Here is a 23,255-nt window from a genome sequence, read left to right on the forward strand (position 1 = left end):
CTTTAATACCGGAATTATCACTTCTGAGTAATACGGAAATTCAACACCAATGGTTGAATGGCCATAATAATAACTTCATTAGTATTTTTTCACTAATGAATTTAGACTTTTCCATGCAATTGTTTCGAGAATACAAAGAATTCAAAACACCTATGGTTCATTAAAAGAAGTTGACAAGATTAAGGATTGAATTACAGACAGAGAAGGTTGATCTCCTCCATGTATATTAATAATCTCCATGTTATGATAGTGAGGTAAACCAAAACTTGTCAGCGGAAGGAGGAAAAACTAGTCTCCAAGCCGCAAATCAGATATATGAAAAGAGGAGGAATCGTAAGGTGATTATTCATCCAATCAAAGCCTTTGCTGATAATTACATATGGTGCATTCAAGAAGAAACAGAGGCAGTTGTGGTTGATCCGGGAAAAGCGAATGGTGTCCTTGATTACCTCGAAGAAAAGCAGCTTCGCTTGGCGGCCATTCTTTTAACGCATAAGCATGAAGACCATATCGGCGGGGTACTGGAGATTATGGCGAGACATCCAGAAAGTCAGATTTATGGACCGAAAGAAACGGAGGCCTTGGCGAATCGTGTTGTAGAGGAAGGGGACACCTTTAACTTGTTGGGCCAAACTTTTCAAGTCTCCGAAACGGGGGGGCATACACATGGCCATATCAGTTTTTTAATGGGAAATAATCTCTTTTGCGGGGATGCCTTGTTTTCAGCAGGATGCGGTCGAGTTTTTACCGGTGATTACGAAGCTCAATATGAAACCTTGCAGAAATTTAAACGCTTGGATGATGATATAAATATTTATCCTGGTCACGAGTATACCGAAATTAATTTACGTTTTGCATACGACATGCAGCCGGATAATGAAAAAGTTTCCAAAGTATTGGAAGAAGTCCGTGAATTGCGTGCAAAAGGAGAGCCAACACTCCCGACAACGATCGGCAGGGAGAAGGAAATTAACCTCTTTCTGCAAGTGGAAACATTGGAGGACTTTATCGAATTGCGCAACGCCCGTGATGACTTCTAAGGGGATTCGAGTCGGAGTGTAGAAAAGGAGTTCAAAACAATTACTGGGTTGCTTTTTGCAGAATGATAAATAGCGAATAATCAGTGCCTGGCACAACCCAAAATTTGTTAAGCTCTTTCGACAGGATTCGAGTTGTGACAGGCACTTTAAAAATATTCTTCAATAATCGGGCCAGATTGTTGAAGTAGTTTACCCAATTACCTTTTTCAGAGAAAAGTTTAGTTTAGGATTAATAACGATGAACGGTATCATAAATAGGAAGAGTGGTTTATTCAACAAAAGGGCGCAGTTGTAGAAGACCAAGCTTTAGTAAATAACTATTTTTTGAATAAACTGTATTTTCCGACGGAAGGATGCAGTAACTAAACATTAAAAGTAATCAACCTTATTTACATTGAACGACGACACCCCCATGATACCACCTTATCTATTCTGTATCATCTTGGCAGTATTATTAAAGAGCCTTTCCATTTAGAAAGGCTCTTACTCACTGTACATCCCTTATTTATCTTTTCTTACGAGTAGTGAACAGCACTCCACGTGAATGACCTGCTCCTAACGTCGTATCATTTTCTAATAACGCGATAGATACTTATAATTTATGTCGGAATTAAGATACTGTTTTAAATCAGTAACAACCATTTTAAATAACAATTAACTTTATTCAATCGAATCAAATGTACTTATATAGTATCTATGATAAGATAAAATCAATAAAATTACGGAGGATGATAAAATGGACCAAGTGCTCGTTGAAATTTGTTTACGTGTTAGAGACATTGATGCTACTTTAGATTTTTATACTGAGCTTTTTGATTTTGAAGTAGCCAGTCGCAGAGAATTCCCTGAAGATAAATTTGATTTAATCTATCTAAATTCACCAGGTTCTTCAGTACAAATAGAACTTACTTACAATTATGATGCAGATCCATATGTTATAGGAAATGGTTTCAGTCATTTAGGCGTAACAGTAAATGATTTAGAAGAAATGCATAAAGTTTGTAAAGCTTCTTCTTATGAGACAGGTGAATTGAGAGGACTTTCAGGTGAAACACCTTCTTACTTCTTTGTTACTGACCCTGACGGCTATAGAATCGAAGTAAAGCGTAAGAAATAAAACGTTCCAAATACAAAATTGATTGTAAAAAGATTTAACCCTCGACCCTTTAATTACAAAATAGAGAAACGAGGGTTAGGCTTTTATTTTAATGTCGTGTCATTTCTCGTTAGGCGAGTGACTGTTTCAATATGACTCGAATGCGGGAACACATCCACCGGCTGAACTTCCTGCGTGCGATATCCGCCATCTTCGAGTATGCGTAAATCCCGTGCCAATGTTCCTGGATTACAAGAGACATAGACAACGCATTTCGGTTTATATTCCAAGATCGTCTTCAATAATTCCTCATCACATCCTTTGCGTGGTGGATTGACAACTAACACAACGAAACGTTAACCATCTGCATACCATTTCGGGATTATAGATTATCGGCTTCACGGAATAGGAACTTGCCAGGTTGTTCTTGGTTTCACTCAGGGACCATGCTACTAACTAAGTTTTTCAACATTAGAAACGTTACTTAGAATCGAATTATAGTAATAGCAAATTGTTAAAAAACCTCAAAAAATACATATTAGTAATCGATTAAATAAAATATTTCCTAAACATCTTTATGGATCAAGTTCAACGAGTTGTTAAACTAAAGACGTAATTTGGTCCACAATGATCATTTCACCAAAAACCTGGTCTTTTACTGATGGCAGATAGCTTCTTTTGTCGTACGTGAAACAAGTTCATATCCAAAAAGATTTTCTAAATATATTCGCTAAACTTTCTGATGACGTTACGGTGATTTCTTCAGTACCCATTCCAAGAAATGCGATGTTATTCTATAAAATTCCGGCACCTCGTCATCACTATATTTAATAAGAGGCGTAAACCCTCAGTATCTTCAAAATGGATTGCATCACGTCCTGTATACTTAGTCAACTCCCCGTGTTTCCATCGAGCAATTCATTTCTATCCAATAGAGCGAGCTGTCATAAGATGGAACGAGTATCCCAATTCTTGAAATGGCATTCGTTACTCGTTTCGTACTTCCTACCACCGGAATATGAAAGTTAATTCTGTTCCGTTACTGCCAGTTAAATCTCCATAGAAAAAATAGTACATACTCGGATCATCTTGATTGACCGTTCTTACAATCTACGAAGTTGAGTGCTTTTACATAAAACTGATTATTTTTTGGCCTTTCTGCTTAATCATCGAAATATCATGACGGCCCGCTATTTTGTTCATCTAAGTTCCCTTCCTATCCGGAATAAACTCTGGACGAAACCCTCTATCCACTGTCATTTCTCATTCACAAGCTCTTCAGTCATTGCTAAGCGCTCACTCATCAACTCTTCAGTTCGATTACGTAGAGTGACATTTAAGTATTTCCGATGGTCCTGATATCCTTTATAGATAAATACGTAATCGGTGAATGTTACATCAGTCTTTCCCTTGATGACTTTCATGTTATTTCTGTCCAGATAGATGGATGTCTTTTCCAGTTCAACCTGGATGCTTTTTAGAGTTTCGTTAATTAATTTCAAATACGGGCCCTTTTCGAATATTGCCCAATCACATTCTAATAGTAGATTCCACAGTTATCTGAAGTCAATAGGCCGTGATATTTTATTTTGTTTAGATTATCCGTTTACAGACGGGTCGCTTTCTGAATATCATACGCAAATGAATCATGTATTAACTGTTTTCCCATACAGTAGCTGTCCACGTAACATCCCTAATGGGAATTGATCTAGTAGATTCCCCAGATACCTGAAGTCGATAGGTCGTGATAGTTTATTTTGTTTAGATTATCTGTTTAGAAGAAATCAATATAAAGCATTAATTTTACTTATTACTTATCGAATTCATTATCTTTTACCCACTCATTCAGCCACTCAATTTCACCCTGCGATAAATAACGTTCTTTCTCTTCTTCTCTTTCTTCTACAAGCTGCCAATTTACCTCTTCCCACTCCCGAATAACCTTTACTGCTTTTTCTTTTTCCAATTGCTGTCTAGTTTTGAATGGTATTATTTCAGCCATATTTACCACCTCGTCCGATCTAATATGTTCCTTCAATAATAAAGGTTTCAATCGAAAGAATCAAAAAGCCCAAACTATTCTAGTCTGGACAATCTTGATATCACATCTAATTTCCGTTTCTAATATTTCTATTCCCTCTTTCAGTAACGCTATCCGTTAGCCATACATGTAGCGCAAAATCAGCGCTACACCACATAGGATGAAAATGTGTGCAGTACGGGTTATTGGATACTATGGCTAGCAAAGAGGGTCAATGAACTATGGTGCCATAGAGCCCATCCATTAGTCTGACTCCAACGACCACGGTGCATCACAAACTGTCGCACCCAATACGGGTAGACTCATGGGAGATTATTCCTACTCTGGTTACTGCACCAGCCTTGCCTATATTCTCTGAAGAATGGAGCTGATTCTTGGTTTACCTTTCAATTCAACAGTATCCTTCTCAAGGCTCAGTGTTTTTTTAAAACTTTTTCTGAGCTTTTTTTTATGCCCTATTATCGATAATAAGAGTTTTTTTATGTTCATGGGATTTCAAGAAGATACTGAAGAAGAAGGAGGCGTTAAAACGGAACACCACAAATTCAAAACTTAATTCCGACTTCCTACTTTAATACAACTGCGACCGCAGCACCAATTATTGGATTAGTTGCTACAGCAGTTATGGCGATTGGATCAATACTCTATTTAAATAGATACTTGAATAGAAGAAACCTTGATATATAAGGTTAGACGCTCTAAAAAACATCCTCCTGGAAGTAAATGCAGTGGGCTATTGGATTTATATGGTGTATGGACAACCCACTGTGTAAAACATTTTCATGACATGCACTATTGTAAAGTTTTACTTTTTCGAAATGAGGTTCCCAATCTTCTTTTTCTCTATATACACTGAATCTGAATAAAAACAAAATATGTTTACTTTAAACTTACTATTACTCCGATGTCTACAGTCATGACAAGTAGCCTCTTTGCAGTTGATTTAACTGCAAAGAGGCTTCTTGTTTAAAATTTTTCCAAAGATATTGAGAATGGTCGATTAGATCTATAAATTATTTCATTCCACCCACAGGATCCAGCCTATTACACATGTATATTCATAATGCAAATGCTTAATTCTTTTGTTTCAATTAACTTTGTATTAATTTCACCCAATTGATCACTATCGTAAGTGAAGCTATATTTGGATAAATCTATATTGTAAATCCCTTTAAAATGCTCTGTCAGTTGTTCAATCGATTTCTCAACACCTAAGCGAATTGGCACAGATGGCACTACGATCATGAGTTTTGTAAAACCATTTCTTGATGTAATTCTAAGATTGTTTTTAAATACACATATGTTTTACCTGTACCTGTCTCCATTTCAACTGAAAAATCATTACTTAATATTTGACTATTTGCAAATAGCTCATTCTGCATTTGCACTTCATTTAAATTTTCTAGCAGTCGCTTTCCTTCAATTATATCTGGATTACGAATGGTATCATTCGTTTCATCTAGCTTTTTCATTTTACGAGTCCCTGCATAAATCCCAGGTATTTGTTTAGGTAAACCATTAAACAGCGCCTTTGTTGCATCAATTGCTAATTGTTAATGTAGAAGGTCTTCCTTAAATTCAAATTGAATCTTATTCATATATATTCCCCTCCTACAAGAACTCTACAGTGTATGTTTTTTCGGTTTTCCTTTATTACGCTCTACATCTCTCCAAACGCACTATCTCGGAAAATGAATTTTATTGGTGACGGGTCAAGTAAAGCTACCTGTTCTATTAAATTCGTCGTCACGTTCTCCCCTAAGCATACTAAATAGCTTTCCGCAAATAAATACGTTCTCTTACCAATTACTTCAAGCTTTTCAACTGATGATGATAACGGGACATCTCGTTGACGTAACATTATCTAATTATGTGCTAACTCTATAATGGTATGGAGCAACGATGCCTATCACTCAAGTATATATTATCGTTAGTGCTCCACGTCCATATAGGCTAAAATAGTAGAAACCTATTTAAAACCGTTATTTATTTAATAACTCCAACTTTACTATAATCTGAAACTACCTCATATCCATTTTCATGTGTTCAGGTTCCTCTATTAAGATCAACCAATTTTTTAGTGATGACCTTCTCAGCTGAAAGCTCGGGTGCCTTTTTCCCCTCGCCGTCATGAATTGTTAACATTATGAGGATTAATGACGGAATAGCAAAAGCCAAGTTTACCAATATTCCTGCGGCAGCTGCCATTCCTATATTTCCAGTTACTACGATAACACCATAAACTGCTGTTGAAATCGCTATTCCAAATGAAGTGCCAAGTGAGCTGCCCATTTTGTAAATCCCTGAAGCAACTCCAACTTTATCTTCTGGAATATTTACCACAGCGGTATCAATAGATGGAGTTGCGTACAACCCAAGTCCAATACCTGCAAGCAAGAAACCTAAAAAGACAGTGATTATATAGGCTAAATCAGGCAAGAATGTTAACGCTGTTAAACTAATTCCAAGAGGCGTAATGATTGCGGCTGCAATCATTGGTTTTCTTGCACCTACTTTTTGCAGTATTTTCTCACCTACACGAATCATTATGAGCACAGCTACTAAGTTACCAATGGTTAATAAACCTGTTTGAAAAGCTGAAAAACCTCTCGCCAATTGCACATACGTATTCGCAACGACAACTGTTCCGGCAATTCCACTTTGTAAAAAGTTGGAGGTTACTGCCCCGGTATATGCTTTGGACTTGAATAAAGAAAAATCGATGAATTTATTTGTTTTCTTTATTTCAACTAGAAAGAATATAGCGCTTCCAACTACAGTTACACTCATTAAAGCGATTGTAAGCGGACTGGTCCAACCAAACTCATGCCCTCGTGTAATTGTTACATTTAATACCAGCATAACAAAAATAAAAATGAGAAGGCCAGCATAATCAAATTTGGATTTGATTGATTCTTCAGCCTTGCTTTCTGAGATATCTTTTAGTAGGTACATCGAAACTAAAGAGATTACAATTGAAAGGACGAAAATCCATCTCCATCCCATATATGTAGCTATGGCACCGCCCACTAATGTACAAGCGCCGGCGCCACCCCATGATCCGAATGACCAATAACTAAGAGCTCGCTGTCTGTCTGCTCCATCGAAATATGCATTAACTAAAGCAATAGTTGCGGGCATAATACATGCTGCAGAAATACCCTGGATGATACGCCCAGCGATTAAGAGTGGAGCAGCATGTGCAAAAACAATACATAAAGAGCCGATAATATTTAAAATTAATCCTAAAAAAGTTAGTTTCTTACGCCCTGCTCTATCTGAAATTCCGCCAGCAACAACAATAAACATACCTGAAAATAGGGAAGTTATACTAATCGCAATACTTAGGGTTCCTAATGATATCCCTAAATCTGCTTGAATTGCTGGAATTATATTTACCATTGACAGAGCAAAAAGCCAAAACGTTAGGACAGCTAATACGATGCCTATAATCATTTTATTTGAACCTTGCTTTCTTGCTTCCATTTCCATTGCAATCCTCCTATAATTTCGTCTATGTTCTTCTGTCGATATTTATCTGGGGAGGTGCTACTAGTTTTTTTCAGATAGAAAGCGCTGAGTGTTCCAATCTTTACTCCCGATTTTTTTGATCTAGGATTTGCTTTTAGGGTTAAGGTATAGCCTGTTTGATCGATGCTTCAGCGGTCCGTGTTGTTCTGTTGATCCTACAGGGAGAATAGGTATTTTATCCTCGGTACTAGCTTCATACTCTTGCTATGTCATTTGGTCCATCATATTTTTGTTCATCTCTGTTCCTCCCTATTCATAAATTATTTGTTGGTGTTGGTGTTGGTATTTACGCCAAGCTATGTGCCCGTTTTAACTAGGTAGAACTCAACATGCACTACCTTCAAAATATTTGGCAAGCATTGACGGTTAGGCCCCAACATTTATATTTTGATACTTAAAAACCGGATTTTGTAAGGATAGGATTTATAACATAGTAGAAATACAATATTTTGAGCAATTGGTCTGAAACTGGACAGGAAATATATTCTGAATATTGGGATTAGTCTTCAACTTGTTTATTACGATACAGCTTAATGTCTCTTTTAACAATTGGAAGATAAGGCTAAACATTAAAGGCGGAAGAACATTTGTATGTGCATGATGCACAATAAGTAAGTAATACTAAAACTTTGATGTGGTTTGTTACGTATTCCAGATTAAAGTACTGAGTCGCGGATTATTTGCGGAAGAAAAATACAATTAATAATCAACTATTCTCTTACACGGCCGATAATATAAATACATGAGTATATTACCTTTAGAAATAAAAATTTACACCGAATAAAAAAGCCTACAAGTTTCGTAGGCTTTCCGGAAATAATAATAAATATAAATGTTGAAACTGGCATTATGTTAACCAATTGTGTATGGACTATGCAAGTCCGTACAGCAATTGGGCCATATTGTTGAGGAATGTTTTCTCGTATTCATATAGAATAATAATTAAATTTTGAAGAGGTGTACTTGAACTCCCACAGATAGATTCGATTTACTCGAAAATGCTCATTAGCAGGATTTCAAACCATTTGTAAGAACTATAACGGATGTATGGAAAGGATACCAAATAAAAAATCCCCCTCAACACGTGCGTCGAGGAGAATAAACTCTTTAGGGATGATTGAGGAATCTTATTATTGTTTTAAGAAATCTATTTCTATTTCATTTTTTCGTGGTTCACGTCTAAACAGATATTTACCATTCCTAATTGATGCAATTACTTCTGCACGCTCACGAATTGCTTCATAAGTATCTTGTGCATCTAAAACGATAAAGTTAGCTGGTTTTCCCACTTCAATGCCATAATCATCGTTAACTCTCATAAGGTTTGCACCGTGGTATGTGATCAGGTTGAACGCCTTATTGATTTCATCAATGTGTGTATAATGTGCTAAATGGATACCATTGTCTAAAATGTTCATCATATTTCCATTGCCTAATGGATACCAGTAATCCGCAATGGAGTCTTGGGCAAATGCAACGTTATTTCCATTATTTAATAATTCTTTTACTCGTGTTAAGCCACGACGTTTAGGATAACTGTCGCCACGTCCTTGTAAATGTGCGTTTTCAGTTGGACAAGAAATAAAGTTAATTTTTGATTCTTTAAATAAACCTAACATTTTATTGGCATAACTGTTATCTACTGAACCGAAGCTACATGTATGACTTGCTGTTGTATATTTACCATAGTTTTTTTCCATAACGAGCGCATTTAACACTTCTAAAAACCGACTATTTGGATCATCGTTTTCATCACAGTGAATATCAATCATCACGTTATATTTTATTGCCATGTTGACAATACGTTGCAATGATTCAACACCATGTTCATATGAAATTTCAAAGTGGGGGATGCCTCCTACTACGTCAGCACCCATATTAAGTGCTTCTTCCATTAAACGTTCTGCACCTTCATATCTAAAGAACCCTTCTTGGGGAAATGCTACAAGTTGTAATGTAACGATATCTTTCAATTCTTCGCGTAGTTTAATTAAAGCTTTCATCCCTGTTAAATTAGGATCAGTAATATCTACATGTGTACGAATGAATTGAACCCCTTTACTCAATTCTTTTTGAATTCCTTTAATCGCACGCTCACGCACCATTTCTTCAGTCAATGATTTCTTATTATCACTCCAACGCTGTATACCTTCAAATAACGTACCTGAAACATTCGCATTTCCTTCTCCTAGCCCTGAAAAGATATAATCTAAGTGTAAATGGGGGTCAACATAAGGTGGCAACACCAAACAGCCTTTTAAATCAATCACTTCATCTGCGTTGTTTAAATCATTACCTATTGCTTTAAACTGACCGTTTTCTACTAAAAATTCATGAGATTCTGGGTTCCCATATATATTCGCATTAATAAATTTTTTCATATATACATTACTCCTTTACTTATTCTAATATAATACATTGTTATATTAACCATTATAACAGTTGTAAAAGGCAAACAAGAATTCTTACTCTAAAAATAATATGATAAGCCTATTTAAGAATCAGGCGCGATTGTTTAATAAGCGTCTCTGTTCTTATTGAGTAATGGAGTTAACTAATTCCGTGAACTAGTAGGTTCAGAAGCAACTAGTACATTGTACAACATACTGTTTAAAAAAAATGTCGTATTATGACAAAGTTATAATAGTTCACAATTTTGTCATAAGTTGCAGTAATACAAGTCGAAATAGTCGATTCTTAAAGATTCCAACACATAAAAATAAAGCCAGACTTCGGAAAAAAACATAAATCTAGTTCCTTATGTATTACGTGAAGGGGAGCAACTATTTGATGTTATAAAAGCAAACAAAATGGAAGGTATCATTGCTAAGCGCGTAGGCAGTCTCTATTTGCCTGGAACACGCTCAGATGATTGGCGAAAAATCATTAACTGGAGTTAGAGGCTTCCCAAAAGTTAAAAGAACTTATGGAAAACCTCTAATTTAGACCCAAATTGATGAAAATGTTACTCATTCGTTACCCTGTGGCTATTTCAGTGTATATAAAGGTCTATAAGCCCCACTTTTATTGAGATTCAGGGGGCTAATATTACATCATGCTAGTCATTTTTCTTCACCCATTCATTTAGCCACTTTATTTCACCTTGCGACAATCCCCGTTCAACCACTGCTTCTCTTTCTTCTACATGGTTCCAATTTTCTTTTTCCCATTCTAAGTGGGCTTCCCACTCACGCATTACTTTAACTGCCTTTTCTGTTTCTAATTGCTGTCTAGTTTTGAATGCTATTATTTTCGCCATATTTACCACCACTTCCGATCTAATTTGTTCCTTCTATAATAAAGGTTTCAACCGGAAGAATCAAAAAGGCCCAAACTATTCGAGTTTCTAGTTTGGACAATCTTTATATGATATTTGATTTTCGTTTCTTATATTTCTATTCCTTCTTTCTGTAACACACCCGTTAGTTGAAGAAGGAGGACGCGTTAAAAAGACCCAACTAGTTTACTAAGAATTATTAAAATTCATTCCCAATTAGTTAATTTCTAACAAAACTTTTCCTATGCTTTGTCTGCTTTCTACTAAGCGATGGGCGTGTGCAGCCTCTTCTAATTTAAAACGCTGCCCAATCTTTATGTCTAAACTCCCCTCCGCTAAATAACCCATTATATGTTCGGCTGTCCCACGAAATAGTTCCGGGCGGTTATTTCTCGTCGTACCCAAACTAAAACCGAGAACAGCTCGACAGCTGGCATGCAAATCTGTGGTTTTAAATTGGGCGAAATCCCCGCTTGCATTTCCAAAGTTGACCAATCGTCCATACATCGCTAAACAATTCAGGCTCTTTTCTGCCATCTCACCAGATATTGAGTCTAATATGATATCGGCTCCTTTCCCGTTAGTTAGTTCATTCACTTTAGCTACAAAATCATCGTTTTTGTAACAAATAACATAATCTGCACCTGCTTCTATGGCAGCTGAAACCTTGTTTTCACTACCTACGGTTCCAATGATACAGTTCGCACCTAAAATTTTTGCCAACTGGATAGCTGTCGTTCCAATTCCTCCTGCCGCCGCATGAATTAGAACCGTTTCCCCCTGCTGCAACCTTGCTACATTGGCGAGAAGTTTATAAGCCGTAAAAGAAACCAATGGACTAGCAGCAGCTGTCTGAAAATCAACGTTATCTGGGAGGACAAAAGTAAGATTTTCATCAGCTACGATATATTCCGCATATGATCCAGTTTTCGGAAAGGCAATCACCCGTTGTCCTACTTTCAAACTTAGCACATCGGTTCCTACAACCTCAATAATCCCTGCTGCATCTAATCCGGGAATAATGGGAGGTTTCCCAGCTGCATGGAATTTCCCTTGTCTTGTTTGAATATCAGCAAAATTGACACTCGTTGCTACTACACGTATTAACACTTGGTTGGCTTTAATAGAAGGAGTATCCACGTTGATATATTTTAATACATCAGGACCACCAAATTCATTGATAACAATAGCTTTCATAATAAATACCTCCAAAGAATATTTTGTCTAAATTAAATTCGACTTCCTATTAAACTAACCAGCCGTTAGTTTAAGTGTAATCAAACAGTGCCGCATCCCCTACAATATTTCATGTGAATTTTATTACAAAAAAACACACCAAAATGGCAGCCAACCTGTAAGATTCAGCGGTTTGTATTCTCATATTTATAGCCTCGTTAGATCAAAAATCGTACATCCTTCTCCTAACAATCATGAAATTTTAAACACTCGTGTTAGTTTCATGCACAGGCACCCTAAAAAGATTATAGCAATTCATGAGTGTGTAGAAATTTAATAGGAAGCCGAAGAATCATTATCTATTCGGCTTCCTTCTTTCACTTTATGCAATTCAGATATATTATCCGAATTGCTTCTGTTATACACCTGACATTAGCCTCAGAACCGACCTTTTTTGTCCGATCCTTATTGAGGGCTAGGTCTTTGTAGAAAAAACATAGTAATTATTTAATAAATCCCAAGAATTCCAAGTGTAATTGCGGGTATTAACGATAGCATTGGAAAAACAATAGCTACAACCGCCATCTCCTTATAGGATTCTTTGTGGGTCATTCCTGTTACGACTAATATTGTTAGTATTGCTCCATTGTGGGGCAATGAATCCAAACCACCTGAAGCTATTGATGCTATTCGGTGAAAAGCTTCTGGTGCCGGCCCAGTAGTTGTTGCAATTTCATAATAATGTTTCCCTAATGCTTCTAGCGTAATCCCCAACCCGCCTGATGCAGAACCAGTTGCCCCGGCTAAGACGTTTACGGCTATCGCCTCGGAGATAAGAGGATTAGCATTGATTCCTAAAATAGCATCACTTAACTTTTCAAAGCCTGGGACCGACCGTACTATTGTGCCAAATCCAACAGCAGCACTTGTATTAATCATCGCCATGACAGAATCACTGGCACCGCCATTAACTGCTTTGGCAAATCCTTTGAATTCCCTAACAGATATTATTAAGATAAGAAGAATACCAGTTATAAGCGCAATTACAATATCCCACTTTAATACATTTAATGCTATAATTACGGCCACTAATGGCAATAATGAAAGAATTATATGCGGGAAATCTTTACGCACTTCTTGACTTTGTTCTTCATCAGGTTCTATAAATACCTCACCAGCTTGCCTTAATACCTTTTCTCTTCTATTTAAATAGAGTATTGATCCAATCGCCATAACTGCTGTAGCAACTAATCCAATAATTGGTGCTGCGGTCGCAGTTGTATTAAAGTAGGAAGTCGGAATTAAGTTTTGAATTTGTGGTGTTCCCGGCAACGCGGTCATTGCAAATGTCATCATACCCGCAACAATAGTCCCCGGAAGAAGACGCCTAGTAATATTTGCTTCTCTAAACATATTTAGTGCTAAGGGATAGACTGCAAACACAACGACAAATACGCTAACCCCTCCATATGCGAGTACGCTTGATGCTATAATTACCCCAAGAATGGCACGCTCTTTACCAAAAACCTTTGCAATACCTATCGCTACAGAATGAGCCATACCACTGTATTCCATTAACTTCCCAAAAATTGCTCCGAGCATAAATACTGGGAACCAATCTTTAGCAAAATTCACAAAACCAGTCATGTATGTATCAGTATAAGCATCTAATAAGTTAAGGCCGCCAAACAATGCAACGATACCTGCACAAATTGGTGCAATCCAAATAATAGACCAACCACGATAAGCCAATACCATCAGCAAAACTAAACCAATAAAAATCCCCAGCATATTACCCCTCCCACATTAACTCCCATTAAATTTAATTATCTCCTAAAATAAGAAAGGATCGCAGTTTGACGTTGATTGCGATCCTGTAAGGAATTACTTAACTGCTTGGAAAGTTAAAGTCAGTTTTACTTTCATTGTACGAAGTATCGAACCATTTTTCTGAAATTGTTTTAGTTTTAGTAAAGAAACGTACAGTGTCTGGTCCAAACATCTGGCCTTCTCCGAATCTAGAACGCTTCCATCCACCAAAGTTGTGATAGCCAACTGGGATAGGAATTGGCACATTTACCCCAACCATCCCCACCTCAATGCTATCAGTGAAGGTTCTAGCTGCTTTACCGCTATCAGTAAAAATTGTTACTCCATTTCCAAACTCATGTTCATTAATTAAATCAATTGCCTCTTCAAGCGTATCTACCCTAACAACAATTCGAGCGGGACCAAAAACCTCTTCTTTATAAATCTTCATATCAGAAGTAACATTATCCAATAATGTTGCACCTAAATAAAAACCTTCCTCATGAGTTACCTGCGGATTACGGCCATCTACTGCTAGTTCAGCGCCTTCAGCGATAGCTTCATTAATCGCTTTCACTACGTTTGCCTTCGACTCTGCACTAATCAGAGACCCAAAGTCAGCGTTCTCATCGTCAAACGTACCTACTTTTAGTTCTCTGACTTTTTCTTTTAACCTCGATACAAATGCTTCAGCTGTTTTTTCTCCAACTGGGACTGCGCTAGAAATCGCCATACAACGCTGAGATGCCGCTCCATATGCTGCTCCGATAAATGAATTTACGGCTGTATCGATATCAGCATCCGGCATAATAATCATATGGTTTTTTCCTCCGCCAAACGCTTGGACTCGCTTATGATGCTTTGTTCCTTTTTCATAAATTGCTTCGGCTACTGGCGTTGAACCAACAAAGCTTACGGCCATTACGTCTTTATGTGTGAGCAGTGCATCCACCGCTTCTTTATCGCCATTTACTACATTCCAAACGCCCGCGGGTAAACCTGCTTCCGCCCATAGTTCTGAAAGTATTAATGCGGTAAGTGGAACTTTTTCGGATGGCTTTAAGATCATTGCATTTCCAACTGCTATCGCCATCGTACTCATCGCCACAGGCACCATTATTGGGAAGTTAAAAGGTGAAATACATGTTACAACCCCCAATGGTTTGTGAACAGAATATGAATTTATTTCTCCACCAACGTTTACCGAATGTTCACCTTTCAAAAGATGCGGCGCGCCAAGTGCAAAATCTACTGATTCAATCGCTCTCGATATCTCGCCTTTTGCATCATTAATTGTTTTACCATTTTCTTTCCCAATCGTATGCGCTAATTTTTCCGTATTTTCTACAAGTAAAGCACGAAACTTATGGAACACATCCATTCTTTTAGCTACGGAAACTTTCGACCAAACATCAAATCCCTTTTTTGCTAATTCTACAACTTCCCCTACTTCTTCTGCAGAAGCTAACGGAACCTCTGCAATTTTTTGGCCGAGTGAAGGATTATAAACATCTCCGTATCTTCCGCTCTTCCCTTCTACTTTTTCTCCATTAATAAAATGACTTAGTTTTTCGATTTCTACTGTTTTCATTTATTCTTCTCCTCCTATACAATCATATAATTTCATTTTCTATTTAAGTTTCTTGAAGTTGTCTTTTTATTTCATCTTGTATCATTAAATAGGAAGCAGACATATCTTTATCCGCATGGCCTTTTTCAATTTCCGATTCATAGTACTCAATCAGCTTCTCCGCAAGTGGTAGCTTCCCATGAAGCGAATCAGAGACATGCTTAGCAAGCTTTAAATCTTTTAGCAATAAATTGGTTGTAAATGCCCCTTTTATATATTCATCTTTTGAAATATATGTTTGATAATTCCGGGTGAAGACCGTACTCTGACCAGAGCTTACATTAACTATGTCGTATACGATATCGGGATCAACACCAGCTCTTTCAGCAAGTGTCAGAGCCTCAGCGGCTGCCTGATTGTGGAATCCAGCCATTAAGTTATTAATTAGTTTTACGACTGTCCCTACCCCGGGATCATCCCCAACATGGAATACATTTGCTCCAAGTACCTCGAAGTAAGGAAGTGTAGAATCGTACGTCTCTTTATTTCCACCAACCATGATTGATAAGGTAGCATTTTCAGCCCCCATCACGCTTCCACTCACAGGAGCTCCAAGATATTCTAGTTTTTTTCGTTCAGCCGCCTGTGCAATTTTCCTATTTAGCTCGGGTGAGATTGTACTTAAATCTACTAAAGCTAAAGGTTTTTCACAGCAATTAATAATGCCTGCTTCTCCTAGATATACGCTTTCTGCAATAGCGGGAGTTGGTAGACTCGTAAATATGATATCTACTAGGTTTGCTAATGAGGTAGTAGTCAGACCAGCATTTCCTCCTAATTCAGCAAAACTATTTTCCCTCTCTTTATTTACATCTAGTGCATAAACCGAGTACCCTTTTTCAAGTAAATTTTTGGCCATTGGAAAACCCATATTCCCGAGACCAATAAATCCTATCTTTTTATCTTTATACATTCTAATTCCTCCCTTTGTCATTTAATTTTTGCTGGTGGATCAAAAAATATTTTTCGGAAATTATTACCTTTAGTTGATTGGTTTATTACACTACTGCCCGGTACAAAAGTTTTAGTTAACCCAAGCCAAAACCGCCTCCATTTGTAAGCGCTTTCTTATATGTCGAACTATTGAACGAACGCCCCCTTTCCCTTTACCCACTTTGGAAATTCCAATCAGTTCAAAACTAAATGTTTTTGTTTAGCCGAATTCACAAACTGTAGTCGCATACCACAGTCACATACTGCGGTATCCCAATAATAACTCTTAAATTCTGATTAGTCAATACATTCAAAGAGTTTAAGTAATTCATTTATCGTGGTATTCTAATAATGAAGCAGTAACGGGGAGGACAGGGCATGCCAAAACTTAGACCTAGGCAATTAAAAGCACAAGAAACGAAAGAAAATCTTTTAGAAGCGGGATTGAAACTATTTCATGAGAAAGGCTTTGATCACGTAACCGTTGAGAGTATTGCAAAAGCATGCAATGTATCAAAGGGTGCATTTTATGTGCATTTTAATTCGAAATATGACATCTTTTTAGAGAAGTTTAAGGATATCGATGGTTTTTATTTATCGTTCATACCAAGTATCCCAAAAGAAATCAGTGCAAGTGAAAAAATACTACTCTTTTTTGAAGGGCAACTGACGTATTTACGCGATGTTTTGGGTAAAGAATTAATTCGCACAGTTTACGGCAGCGCCCTTTCATTAACAATGAACGAAAATCACTACTTGGCCAGTCCGGATCGAAATCTTTATAAAATCATTCTAGCTTTTGTCGAAGAAGGTGTGCAGTCAGGAGAGTTCAAAAAAGGCTTAACCGCCGATAACATTTCTATGCTTGTAGCACGTAGCATGAGGGGAACTATTTATGATTGGATTATTTTTGGAGACCGGTTGGATCCGGTTGAAGAGATTCAAGTGTTTACCTCAACTCTTTTACACGGTCTAAGATGCGAGAATCAGTAATGCGATAGCACTGAAAAAGTGTTGAAAGTTTTAATATTCCCGTTACTTTCATGTACAATAGGTACCCAAAAGATATTGGTTTTTGCTACACTAAGGGGCTCTAGTACCCAAACATGCATAATCAGTTCCTTTTGCAAATTGTAAAATTGAAGCAGATATTGAATAAAACAACCCACCCTTGAGCTCAAGGATGGGTTGTTTATTGTGTCGAAATTATTTGATTAAGAGTTGGGTCTCTAAATTCAACCAGCGGCTTGTCCGTACGCCATATAAATCCAATAGCCCACTGCATTTACTTTCAGGAGGATGTTTTTTGGAGCATCTAAACCCTTATATATCAACTGCAAAGAAGTTTCCAAGTTAAATCATTTAATTATGTAAATCCCCCCAACTTTTTCATATAAATGGTATTTCTGATGAATGAATGTAAGAGTAATACAGCTTACTCTCCACCTTTATAGAAAAAAGGCTTAGGGGGTACTATTATCATCCTTTTTTTGAATACCTCACTTACCTATTCTTAGCCTTTAGTTAAATAGCTGAACATCAAATTTTCAGAATTCATTTAAAGCATAATATCCATTCATTATTGAACTAAACCGTTCCGTTGGTTCAATAAGTTGCCTAACAACCCGTGACCTTTAACTAAAGCACACCGTTAGACAATAATATTTTTGACTACATTTTATATTACTCACTACTCATTTTGAAACTTGCGTAACTAATGATTTGGAAGGTTTTATGCTAAAATTCCCTGACAAATATAGGCCGAATAAAACAAAGATTGTTCCAATTACAGCGAATTTTGTAATTGGTTCTCCTAGCAATATTGCTCCTAGAATATAGCCAACAACAGGATTTAAAAGCAACCAATTATTTGCAATAATAGCGTCTTTTTTAAGCAGGTAAAACCAAAGGCTTAGGTTGAAAATTGATAGAACAAAAACTGACCAAAGTAAATAACCCAAAACATTTATATCAATCGTAATTGGTTGGCCAGCTTCTAAAAGAAGTGTAGGGATCACTAAAATAAGACCACCAAAAACTACCTGCCATGTGTTAATTACAATGGATGGTAACTGTAGGTCTGTTTTCTTATAAACAAGACTACCTATAGCCATCGACATAATCGCAACAGCTAATAGTAAAATACCGCTGATAGTAGCATGACTGCCTACTAATGACGAATATGAAGCGATGAATAATCCTATAATAGATATGACCATCCCTCCCCATTTCTTTAGTTGAATGGTTTGCCCTAAAAATATAAGGGCAAGTAGAGCATAAAGTAGAGAATTTACTGGCACAAAGAGATTAAAAATATTAGAGGAAACGGTCTGAAGTGCTATTAAACCCAATCCTAAAAACAAGGAGGTGTTTAACAGACCTAACCAAAATAATATCCCGAATTCCCTCTTATTCGGCATTCTATATTTCCCCTTTTGTAATACGTAAATATAGACTAACAACAACATTCCAGCAATTATAAAACGCAGAGTAGCAAGTGTTAGTGGTGGAGCAGACTGAAGTCCAAATTTCATTGCAACAGCTCCAGAGGCATATAAAACAGTAAATAATAGACCTAACATCAAACCCTTAAAACCCATAAAGTTTAATCCCCTTTGACAAAACATACATTGCAATAATGGTTCTATTAATATATCGTATCACAGTGTTTGCTGAAAGTTCTAAATTTACTTTACACAAATTCGATACGGAAGCCCCTACATTCTTTTACTAAACTGCAATGATGAATCATTTGCCATTTCATGTTCAACTGAACCTGATCAGCATATTGCTCAAATTGCTAAGCTAATGCCTGATAAATCGGTCTATCTTCTCGATTTAATGTCGGCTTTCATGTCAATGGTTAATCCTCAAACGAATTAATAGGCACAATCCTCATCTTCACACAATTATAAGTATGCCAACATATTCAAATCCATAATCTTTTTTACTAGTATAGTGAGGAATGCTCATTGAATAAAATGTGAAAGACTGCTCTTTATTTTCTTCCCCTTCTTCAATATTATGCCAATTCTCTTCTTTCCACTTACGCACTGTCTCTAATTGCTGTCTAGATTTGAATGGTATTATTTCAGCTATATTTATCACCCTTTGACCTAATATGTTTCTTCCATATTAAATAGTATAGGATAATAATCGGAAGTGAAAAAAGAGCCATAACCGAGTTCTATAGCTCAACTTTTACACATTATTTAATTCGATCATAATCTATTCGATTTATCCTACCAACTATACTTTTCAACTTTACTTCGTAAATGTCTCGTCTTTTTTAAATATCCGGACCTAATCAATTTGTGCAAATCTCCCGTAGGTTTACTCTTGATAATGTTCGATATATCTTCTTTCTCAAAAGGTCGACTACCGTTCGAATAACCCATTTCATTTACTTTAGCTGCGACCTTTTCAACACTTCTTATGTATGCGTACTCCTTGATGATTTAATCCTCCAGTGTCTCTGGCTGGAAGGATTCGACCAAATCAACAAACTCTTTTAATTTCGCAATTTCATCTTTTGCTTGATCTACGGTTTTCAAGTTCTTCATCATCTCTCCCCCATATTCGGGTTATTCTATATTCGACACTAAAAACCCTCTTATTAATGATGCCAAAGGTTCATTACGGTTAAAGTTAATAATATTAGATTCCCTTGATTTTAAAAAAATTAAAAGCACTACCCTAAGGCAGTGCGAAAATGTACAGTTTTATTCTTTAGATTTCAAACGCAGTAAAACTTCCCTTATCATTTAAATCCTTAACTTGGACAACTTTATCGGAAAACTGTGTCACCGTATTTGTACTACTACCTATTACAAGGGAAAGTACATTGAAGGCTTTCTCTTTTTTCTTCTTATTGAATGCTTCTAAAAATGAATCCCTTAATCTGTCTTCGCCGTCCGTAACAAACACAACATCTGCTTGTTTAAAACGACTTTCGTTTATGACATTCATCGCTTTATCAAGAGGCAGTGCAAAGTTCGTACCTCCGCCTAAGAAGGTTTGAGCAAGATTAACCATATCTGAGCCTTTAATTTTTCCTTTTTCATATTTAATGATTTTTGTCCGAGTAGAGAACAAGATTAAACAAAAATCCCTTTTCTGTTTTCTCGCAATCGACATAAGAGCTAACGTAAACCCTTTTGATTGAGTATCAAGTTTGTGCATACTTCCTGACTGATCTAGACAAAGCACGATTGGACCTTTCCCCAATACCTCACGCCCTTTCTGTTCATACATCATCGTCTGGCCTTCCACAAAGCGACGTAGGAAGTCGTTCTTCGTTATTGAATGTGTGTAAAAGCCCAACTCCATCGGCAACAGTCGTTCAATATCACTACCTAACGCAATTCCACTTCTTTCCGTCGAATCACTATGCTTTGATTTCTGCTTTCTACGGGCTATCTGTTTAAATCGACCAGCCCAATCTGCAATTTCTTTCATCTGTTTATTAGATGCAATTTTTTCAGCTAATGAAATTTGGTCCCGTAAAGGAATTTTTTTCAGTTCTGTGTCACCACTACCACCACTCGTGCCTCCAAGTAATGATTTCAAGCGATCTTTCGTCTGTTTTGTTTCCTGCATTGCTTGTTCCATCGCTTGGGAGAAGCTATGGCTGTTATTTTCTATTGTCTGTTGAAGTTGCCCATCTAAGTCTGACATTGCTTCTTTTAATTCCTCTTGTAGCTTCTCACTACCATTTCCAGCCCCATTTTGTTGTTCCTGCTTTTGAAGTTGTCTTTGCATCGCCTGGATTTCTTGCATCTGTTTTTGTAGGTCTTCATCCTGCTCTTTTTGGTCAGCCAGCCATTGATTCGTCTTCTCCCCGAATTTCACTGTGCCGATGGCTGACGATAAATCATCCAAACGAGTGAAGCTTCTATAATTGTCAAAGGAATCATCTGACATAATTTTTTCCATCAGTGATTTGTTAACTTGAAGATCCGCGGCAACGTCCTCTTTCGTCATTTCGGGTTTCATCTTAAATAAGGAAGCCCAGATATCAGCTAGTAATGGCTCGAACGTCGGCAACTCCCCCTCATCACTTATCTTCTGAAGTCCTTGTGACATCTCATAAATTTCCTTGAAACGTCTTTTATCGAATGCGTCTGTATTTAATACAGAACGATTTTCATTTTGAATTGTATTTTTTCTCATGAAGAACACTCCCTTTCATAATTGTAAAAAGAAATGCCAAAGGAAGTTCCTCGACATTTCAACTCTACATTCATCAATTTTTAAAAAGGCATCTCTACTGTTTGCTTTTCATTTGAATTCTTAAAATCCATTGGCTCTAAAATGCTATCCAGGATTTCTTGTTGCATGGACTTCACTTTATCGAGTATTGGATCGATATCCATAGACCGGCTTTGATTATGTTTCTTAAGCTTATTCAAGTCATTCACCAATGCCTTCATTTTCTGGGTAGCTTCCATTCCTGCATCAGTCGAATTATCCTTCAGCATAGAATTGAACACTTCATTTGCTTCATTTTGCATGGCATCAATAGCACGAGTCACTACATCTTGTGCATGACTACGAACAATGAGCGATACCGTATCCTTTTGATCAACTGTTTCCCAAAGTGCATTTTCTAGGATGACAATATCATCTACTTGTACAACTTGCCTTTGGTCAATCAAAGCTTTCGCTTGAAGCACCGAAAGCGACTGTTTAAAACGCCTGTCAGAAGGATGGATTCCTTCATCGCGCAATTTATTACGGATTTTTGAAAGTGTTTCATAGACTTCATCAGGAATTGTAACCATATCAGTAAAAAACTGAAGTTGAATCAATTCTTCCATTGTCATAGATGGCATTGGCTGGTTTTGACCAGTCCCCTTCATCATAGAAACAAAATTAGTTTCATCAGCAATGTAGTCTAGCTCGAACCGGAGTAGAAACCTATCAAATAGTGCTTCAAGACCTTCTCCTTCTTCTGGGTATTCATTTGAAGCACCTATGACTGACATCAAAGGAACCTTTACCGGAGTTCCGTTATTATAGAAGATTCTTTCATTTATAAGTGTTAGCAAGCTGTTCAAAATAGCTGAACTCGCCTTGAAGATTTCATCTAGAAAAACAAGATTAGCCTCTGGCATTTTAGTTGCTGTATTCCTCTTGTACACGCCTTGTTCAAGGTCTTTTAACGACAACGGGCCAAATACTTCTTCAGGTGTACTGAACCTTGTCAGCAACCACTGGAAATATTCTGTTCCCTTTACGATTTTGGCTAACTCAACTGACAATGCGGATTTCGCAGTTCCAGCAGGTCCAATCATCAGCATGTGCTGCCTAGAGAGCAGAGCGACAAGAATTCCTTCAACTTCTTGCTCACGTTCGAAAAATTTTGCATTAAGCGCATTTTTGATTTCCATTAGCTTTGTAAAGTTAGTATTTGTCATTTTAAATAGCCCCTTTGATTTTTAGTTTAAATAGAAAAGGAAGCCGGCCCCAATTGCAACCGTACTTCCCTATTAAGAATCCTCTTCAGTATTTAGCTGAAAGAATAAACAATTCTTGTTCTTTTATCGAAAGCTCCCTCATTTTCATCTGCAATTCTTGTTCTTTTAATTCATTTGAACGTTCGAGCTCTTGTGCAATCTTTTTAACATATTGCACACAGTCGACAACATCCCTTTCATAGAATTTCCTCCCCAATATTGTTTGATAAAACTCAGTCATTTTAATCTCTCCATTCCACTATT

20 protein-coding genes and 1 pseudogene are annotated in these 23,255 nt (G+C 37.0%); 3 read left to right on the forward strand and 18 right to left on the reverse strand.

All coding sequences use genetic code 11. From position 1 onward, the window contains the following. The first annotated feature begins 338 nt into the window (after positions 1 to 338). Both gloB and gloA read left to right on the forward strand, forming a co-directional pair. A complete protein-coding gene (gene gloB / locus AC25Y5_RS06960) occupies positions 339 to 1,040 on the forward strand; it encodes a hydroxyacylglutathione hydrolase (RefSeq protein ID WP_488139678.1) in 702 nt (233 codons plus the stop codon). A gap of 736 nt (positions 1,041 to 1,776) precedes the next feature. Further along, positions 1,777 to 2,157: a lactoylglutathione lyase gene (gloA, locus tag AC25Y5_RS06965; protein ID WP_488139679.1), complete on the forward strand. Its 381-nt coding sequence runs from the start codon at positions 1,777 to 1,779 to the stop codon at positions 2,155 to 2,157. Positions 2,158 to 2,240: 83 nt separating this feature from the next. Here the strand turns inward: gloA and AC25Y5_RS06970 are convergent. The 13 genes and pseudogenes from AC25Y5_RS06970 to AC25Y5_RS07030 form a co-directional block, all read right to left on the reverse strand. Next, a pseudogene (locus AC25Y5_RS06970) lies at positions 2,241 to 2,525 on the reverse strand (23S rRNA (uracil(1939)-C(5))-methyltransferase RlmD); the annotation flags it as partial. A gap of 867 nt (positions 2,526 to 3,392) precedes the next feature. Then, on the reverse strand, positions 3,393 to 3,638 hold the full coding sequence (locus AC25Y5_RS06975) for a YhjD family protein (protein ID WP_488139680.1): 246 nt from the start codon (positions 3,636 to 3,638) through the stop codon (positions 3,393 to 3,395). Positions 3,639 to 3,946: 308 nt separating this feature from the next. Further along, positions 3,947 to 4,138 (reverse strand): hypothetical protein, encoded by a 192-nt coding sequence (locus tag AC25Y5_RS06980; RefSeq protein ID WP_488139681.1) that lies wholly within the window; start codon positions 4,136 to 4,138, stop codon positions 3,947 to 3,949. Positions 4,139 to 5,221: 1,083 nt separating this feature from the next. Continuing rightward, positions 5,222 to 5,404, reverse strand: coding sequence for a hypothetical protein (locus AC25Y5_RS06985; RefSeq protein WP_488139682.1), 183 nt, complete (start codon positions 5,402 to 5,404; stop codon positions 5,222 to 5,224). A 14-nt stretch (positions 5,405 to 5,418) separates the two neighbouring features. Further along, on the reverse strand, positions 5,419 to 5,649 hold the full coding sequence (locus AC25Y5_RS06990) for a DEAD/DEAH box helicase family protein (RefSeq protein WP_488139683.1): 231 nt from the start codon (positions 5,647 to 5,649) through the stop codon (positions 5,419 to 5,421). 188 nt (positions 5,650 to 5,837) lie between these two features. Next, on the reverse strand, positions 5,838 to 6,038 hold the full coding sequence (locus AC25Y5_RS06995; RefSeq protein ID WP_488139684.1) for a hypothetical protein: 201 nt from the start codon (positions 6,036 to 6,038) through the stop codon (positions 5,838 to 5,840). A gap of 185 nt (positions 6,039 to 6,223) precedes the next feature. Continuing rightward, positions 6,224 to 7,663, reverse strand: a complete 1,440-nt coding sequence (locus AC25Y5_RS07000) for an MFS transporter (protein WP_488139830.1) — start codon at positions 7,661 to 7,663, stop codon at positions 6,224 to 6,226. A 1,175-nt stretch (positions 7,664 to 8,838) separates the two neighbouring features. Beyond that, positions 8,839 to 10,089: an amidohydrolase family protein gene (locus tag AC25Y5_RS07005; protein ID WP_488139685.1), complete on the reverse strand. Its 1,251-nt coding sequence runs from the start codon at positions 10,087 to 10,089 to the stop codon at positions 8,839 to 8,841. A 677-nt stretch (positions 10,090 to 10,766) separates the two neighbouring features. Then, complete coding sequence (locus AC25Y5_RS07010; RefSeq protein ID WP_488139686.1) at positions 10,767 to 10,967, reverse strand: hypothetical protein; 201 nt, start codon at positions 10,965 to 10,967, stop codon at positions 10,767 to 10,769. 234 nt (positions 10,968 to 11,201) lie between these two features. Then, the gene (locus tag AC25Y5_RS07015; protein ID WP_488139687.1) at positions 11,202 to 12,182 is read right to left on the reverse strand and encodes a quinone oxidoreductase family protein; all 981 of its coding nucleotides are present in this window, start codon (positions 12,180 to 12,182) and stop codon (positions 11,202 to 11,204) included. Positions 12,183 to 12,668: 486 nt separating this feature from the next. After that, entirely contained in the window at positions 12,669 to 13,952 is a 1,284-nt protein-coding gene (locus tag AC25Y5_RS07020; protein ID WP_488139688.1) for a GntP family permease, read from the reverse strand. Positions 13,953 to 14,049: 97 nt separating this feature from the next. After that, the gene (locus AC25Y5_RS07025; protein WP_488139689.1) at positions 14,050 to 15,561 is read right to left on the reverse strand and encodes a CoA-acylating methylmalonate-semialdehyde dehydrogenase; all 1,512 of its coding nucleotides are present in this window, start codon (positions 15,559 to 15,561) and stop codon (positions 14,050 to 14,052) included. Positions 15,562 to 15,604: 43 nt separating this feature from the next. Beyond that, positions 15,605 to 16,513 (reverse strand): NAD(P)-dependent oxidoreductase, encoded by a 909-nt coding sequence (locus AC25Y5_RS07030; RefSeq protein ID WP_488139690.1) that lies wholly within the window; start codon positions 16,511 to 16,513, stop codon positions 15,605 to 15,607. A 398-nt stretch (positions 16,514 to 16,911) separates the two neighbouring features. On the opposite strand from AC25Y5_RS07030, the gene AC25Y5_RS07035 reads away from it, so the two are divergent. Next, a complete protein-coding gene (locus tag AC25Y5_RS07035; RefSeq protein WP_488139691.1) occupies positions 16,912 to 17,526 on the forward strand; it encodes a TetR/AcrR family transcriptional regulator in 615 nt (204 codons plus the stop codon). A gap of 701 nt (positions 17,527 to 18,227) precedes the next feature. Here the strand turns inward: AC25Y5_RS07035 and AC25Y5_RS07040 are convergent. The 5 genes from AC25Y5_RS07040 to AC25Y5_RS07060 form a co-directional block, all read right to left on the reverse strand. Beyond that, positions 18,228 to 19,133, reverse strand: a complete 906-nt coding sequence (locus tag AC25Y5_RS07040; RefSeq protein ID WP_488139692.1) for a DMT family transporter — start codon at positions 19,131 to 19,133, stop codon at positions 18,228 to 18,230. Positions 19,134 to 19,434: 301 nt separating this feature from the next. Further along, complete coding sequence (locus tag AC25Y5_RS07045) at positions 19,435 to 19,641, reverse strand: hypothetical protein (protein WP_488139693.1); 207 nt, start codon at positions 19,639 to 19,641, stop codon at positions 19,435 to 19,437. Between the two features lie 621 nt (positions 19,642 to 20,262). After that, positions 20,263 to 21,705: a vWA domain-containing protein gene (locus AC25Y5_RS07050; protein ID WP_488139694.1), complete on the reverse strand. Its 1,443-nt coding sequence runs from the start codon at positions 21,703 to 21,705 to the stop codon at positions 20,263 to 20,265. Positions 21,706 to 21,785: 80 nt separating this feature from the next. Further along, positions 21,786 to 22,952: an AAA family ATPase gene (locus AC25Y5_RS07055; protein WP_488139695.1), complete on the reverse strand. Its 1,167-nt coding sequence runs from the start codon at positions 22,950 to 22,952 to the stop codon at positions 21,786 to 21,788. An 85-nt stretch (positions 22,953 to 23,037) separates the two neighbouring features. Next, a complete protein-coding gene (locus AC25Y5_RS07060; RefSeq protein WP_488139696.1) occupies positions 23,038 to 23,232 on the reverse strand; it encodes a hypothetical protein in 195 nt (64 codons plus the stop codon). Between the last annotated feature and the right edge of the window lie 23 nt (positions 23,233 to 23,255).

The organism is Sporosarcina sp. Y1011 (assembly GCF_057669885.1).

Bases quoted from the DNA above. Each gene is read 5' to 3' on its own strand.
- gloA (WP_488139679.1), top strand. From the start codon at position 1,777: ATGGACCAAGTGCTCGTTGAAATTTGTTTACGTGTTAGAGACATTGAT.
- AC25Y5_RS06980 (WP_488139681.1), bottom strand. From the start codon at position 4,138: ATGGCTGAAATAATACCATTCAAAACTAGACAGCAATTGGAAAAAGAA.
- AC25Y5_RS06990 (WP_488139683.1), bottom strand. From the start codon at position 5,649: ATGAAAAAGCTAGATGAAACGAATGATACCATTCGTAATCCAGATATA.
- AC25Y5_RS06995 (WP_488139684.1), bottom strand. From the start codon at position 6,038: ATGTTACGTCAACGAGATGTCCCGTTATCATCATCAGTTGAAAAGCTT.
- AC25Y5_RS07000 (WP_488139830.1), bottom strand. From the start codon at position 7,663: ATGGAAGCAAGAAAGCAAGGTTCAAATAAAATGATTATAGGCATCGTA.
- AC25Y5_RS07005 (WP_488139685.1), bottom strand. From the start codon at position 10,089: ATGAAAAAATTTATTAATGCGAATATATATGGGAACCCAGAATCTCAT.
- AC25Y5_RS07010 (WP_488139686.1), bottom strand. From the start codon at position 10,967: ATGGCGAAAATAATAGCATTCAAAACTAGACAGCAATTAGAAACAGAA.
- AC25Y5_RS07015 (WP_488139687.1), bottom strand. From the start codon at position 12,182: ATGAAAGCTATTGTTATCAATGAATTTGGTGGTCCTGATGTATTAAAA.
- AC25Y5_RS07020 (WP_488139688.1), bottom strand. From the start codon at position 13,952: ATGCTGGGGATTTTTATTGGTTTAGTTTTGCTGATGGTATTGGCTTAT.
- AC25Y5_RS07025 (WP_488139689.1), bottom strand. From the start codon at position 15,561: ATGAAAACAGTAGAAATCGAAAAACTAAGTCATTTTATTAATGGAGAA.
- AC25Y5_RS07030 (WP_488139690.1), bottom strand. From the start codon at position 16,513: ATGTATAAAGATAAAAAGATAGGATTTATTGGTCTCGGGAATATGGGT.
- AC25Y5_RS07035 (WP_488139691.1), top strand. From the start codon at position 16,912: ATGCCAAAACTTAGACCTAGGCAATTAAAAGCACAAGAAACGAAAGAA.
- AC25Y5_RS07040 (WP_488139692.1), bottom strand. From the start codon at position 19,133: ATGGGTTTTAAGGGTTTGATGTTAGGTCTATTATTTACTGTTTTATAT.
- AC25Y5_RS07050 (WP_488139694.1), bottom strand. From the start codon at position 21,705: ATGAGAAAAAATACAATTCAAAATGAAAATCGTTCTGTATTAAATACA.
- AC25Y5_RS07055 (WP_488139695.1), bottom strand. From the start codon at position 22,952: ATGACAAATACTAACTTTACAAAGCTAATGGAAATCAAAAATGCGCTT.
- AC25Y5_RS07060 (WP_488139696.1), bottom strand. From the start codon at position 23,232: ATGACTGAGTTTTATCAAACAATATTGGGGAGGAAATTCTATGAAAGG.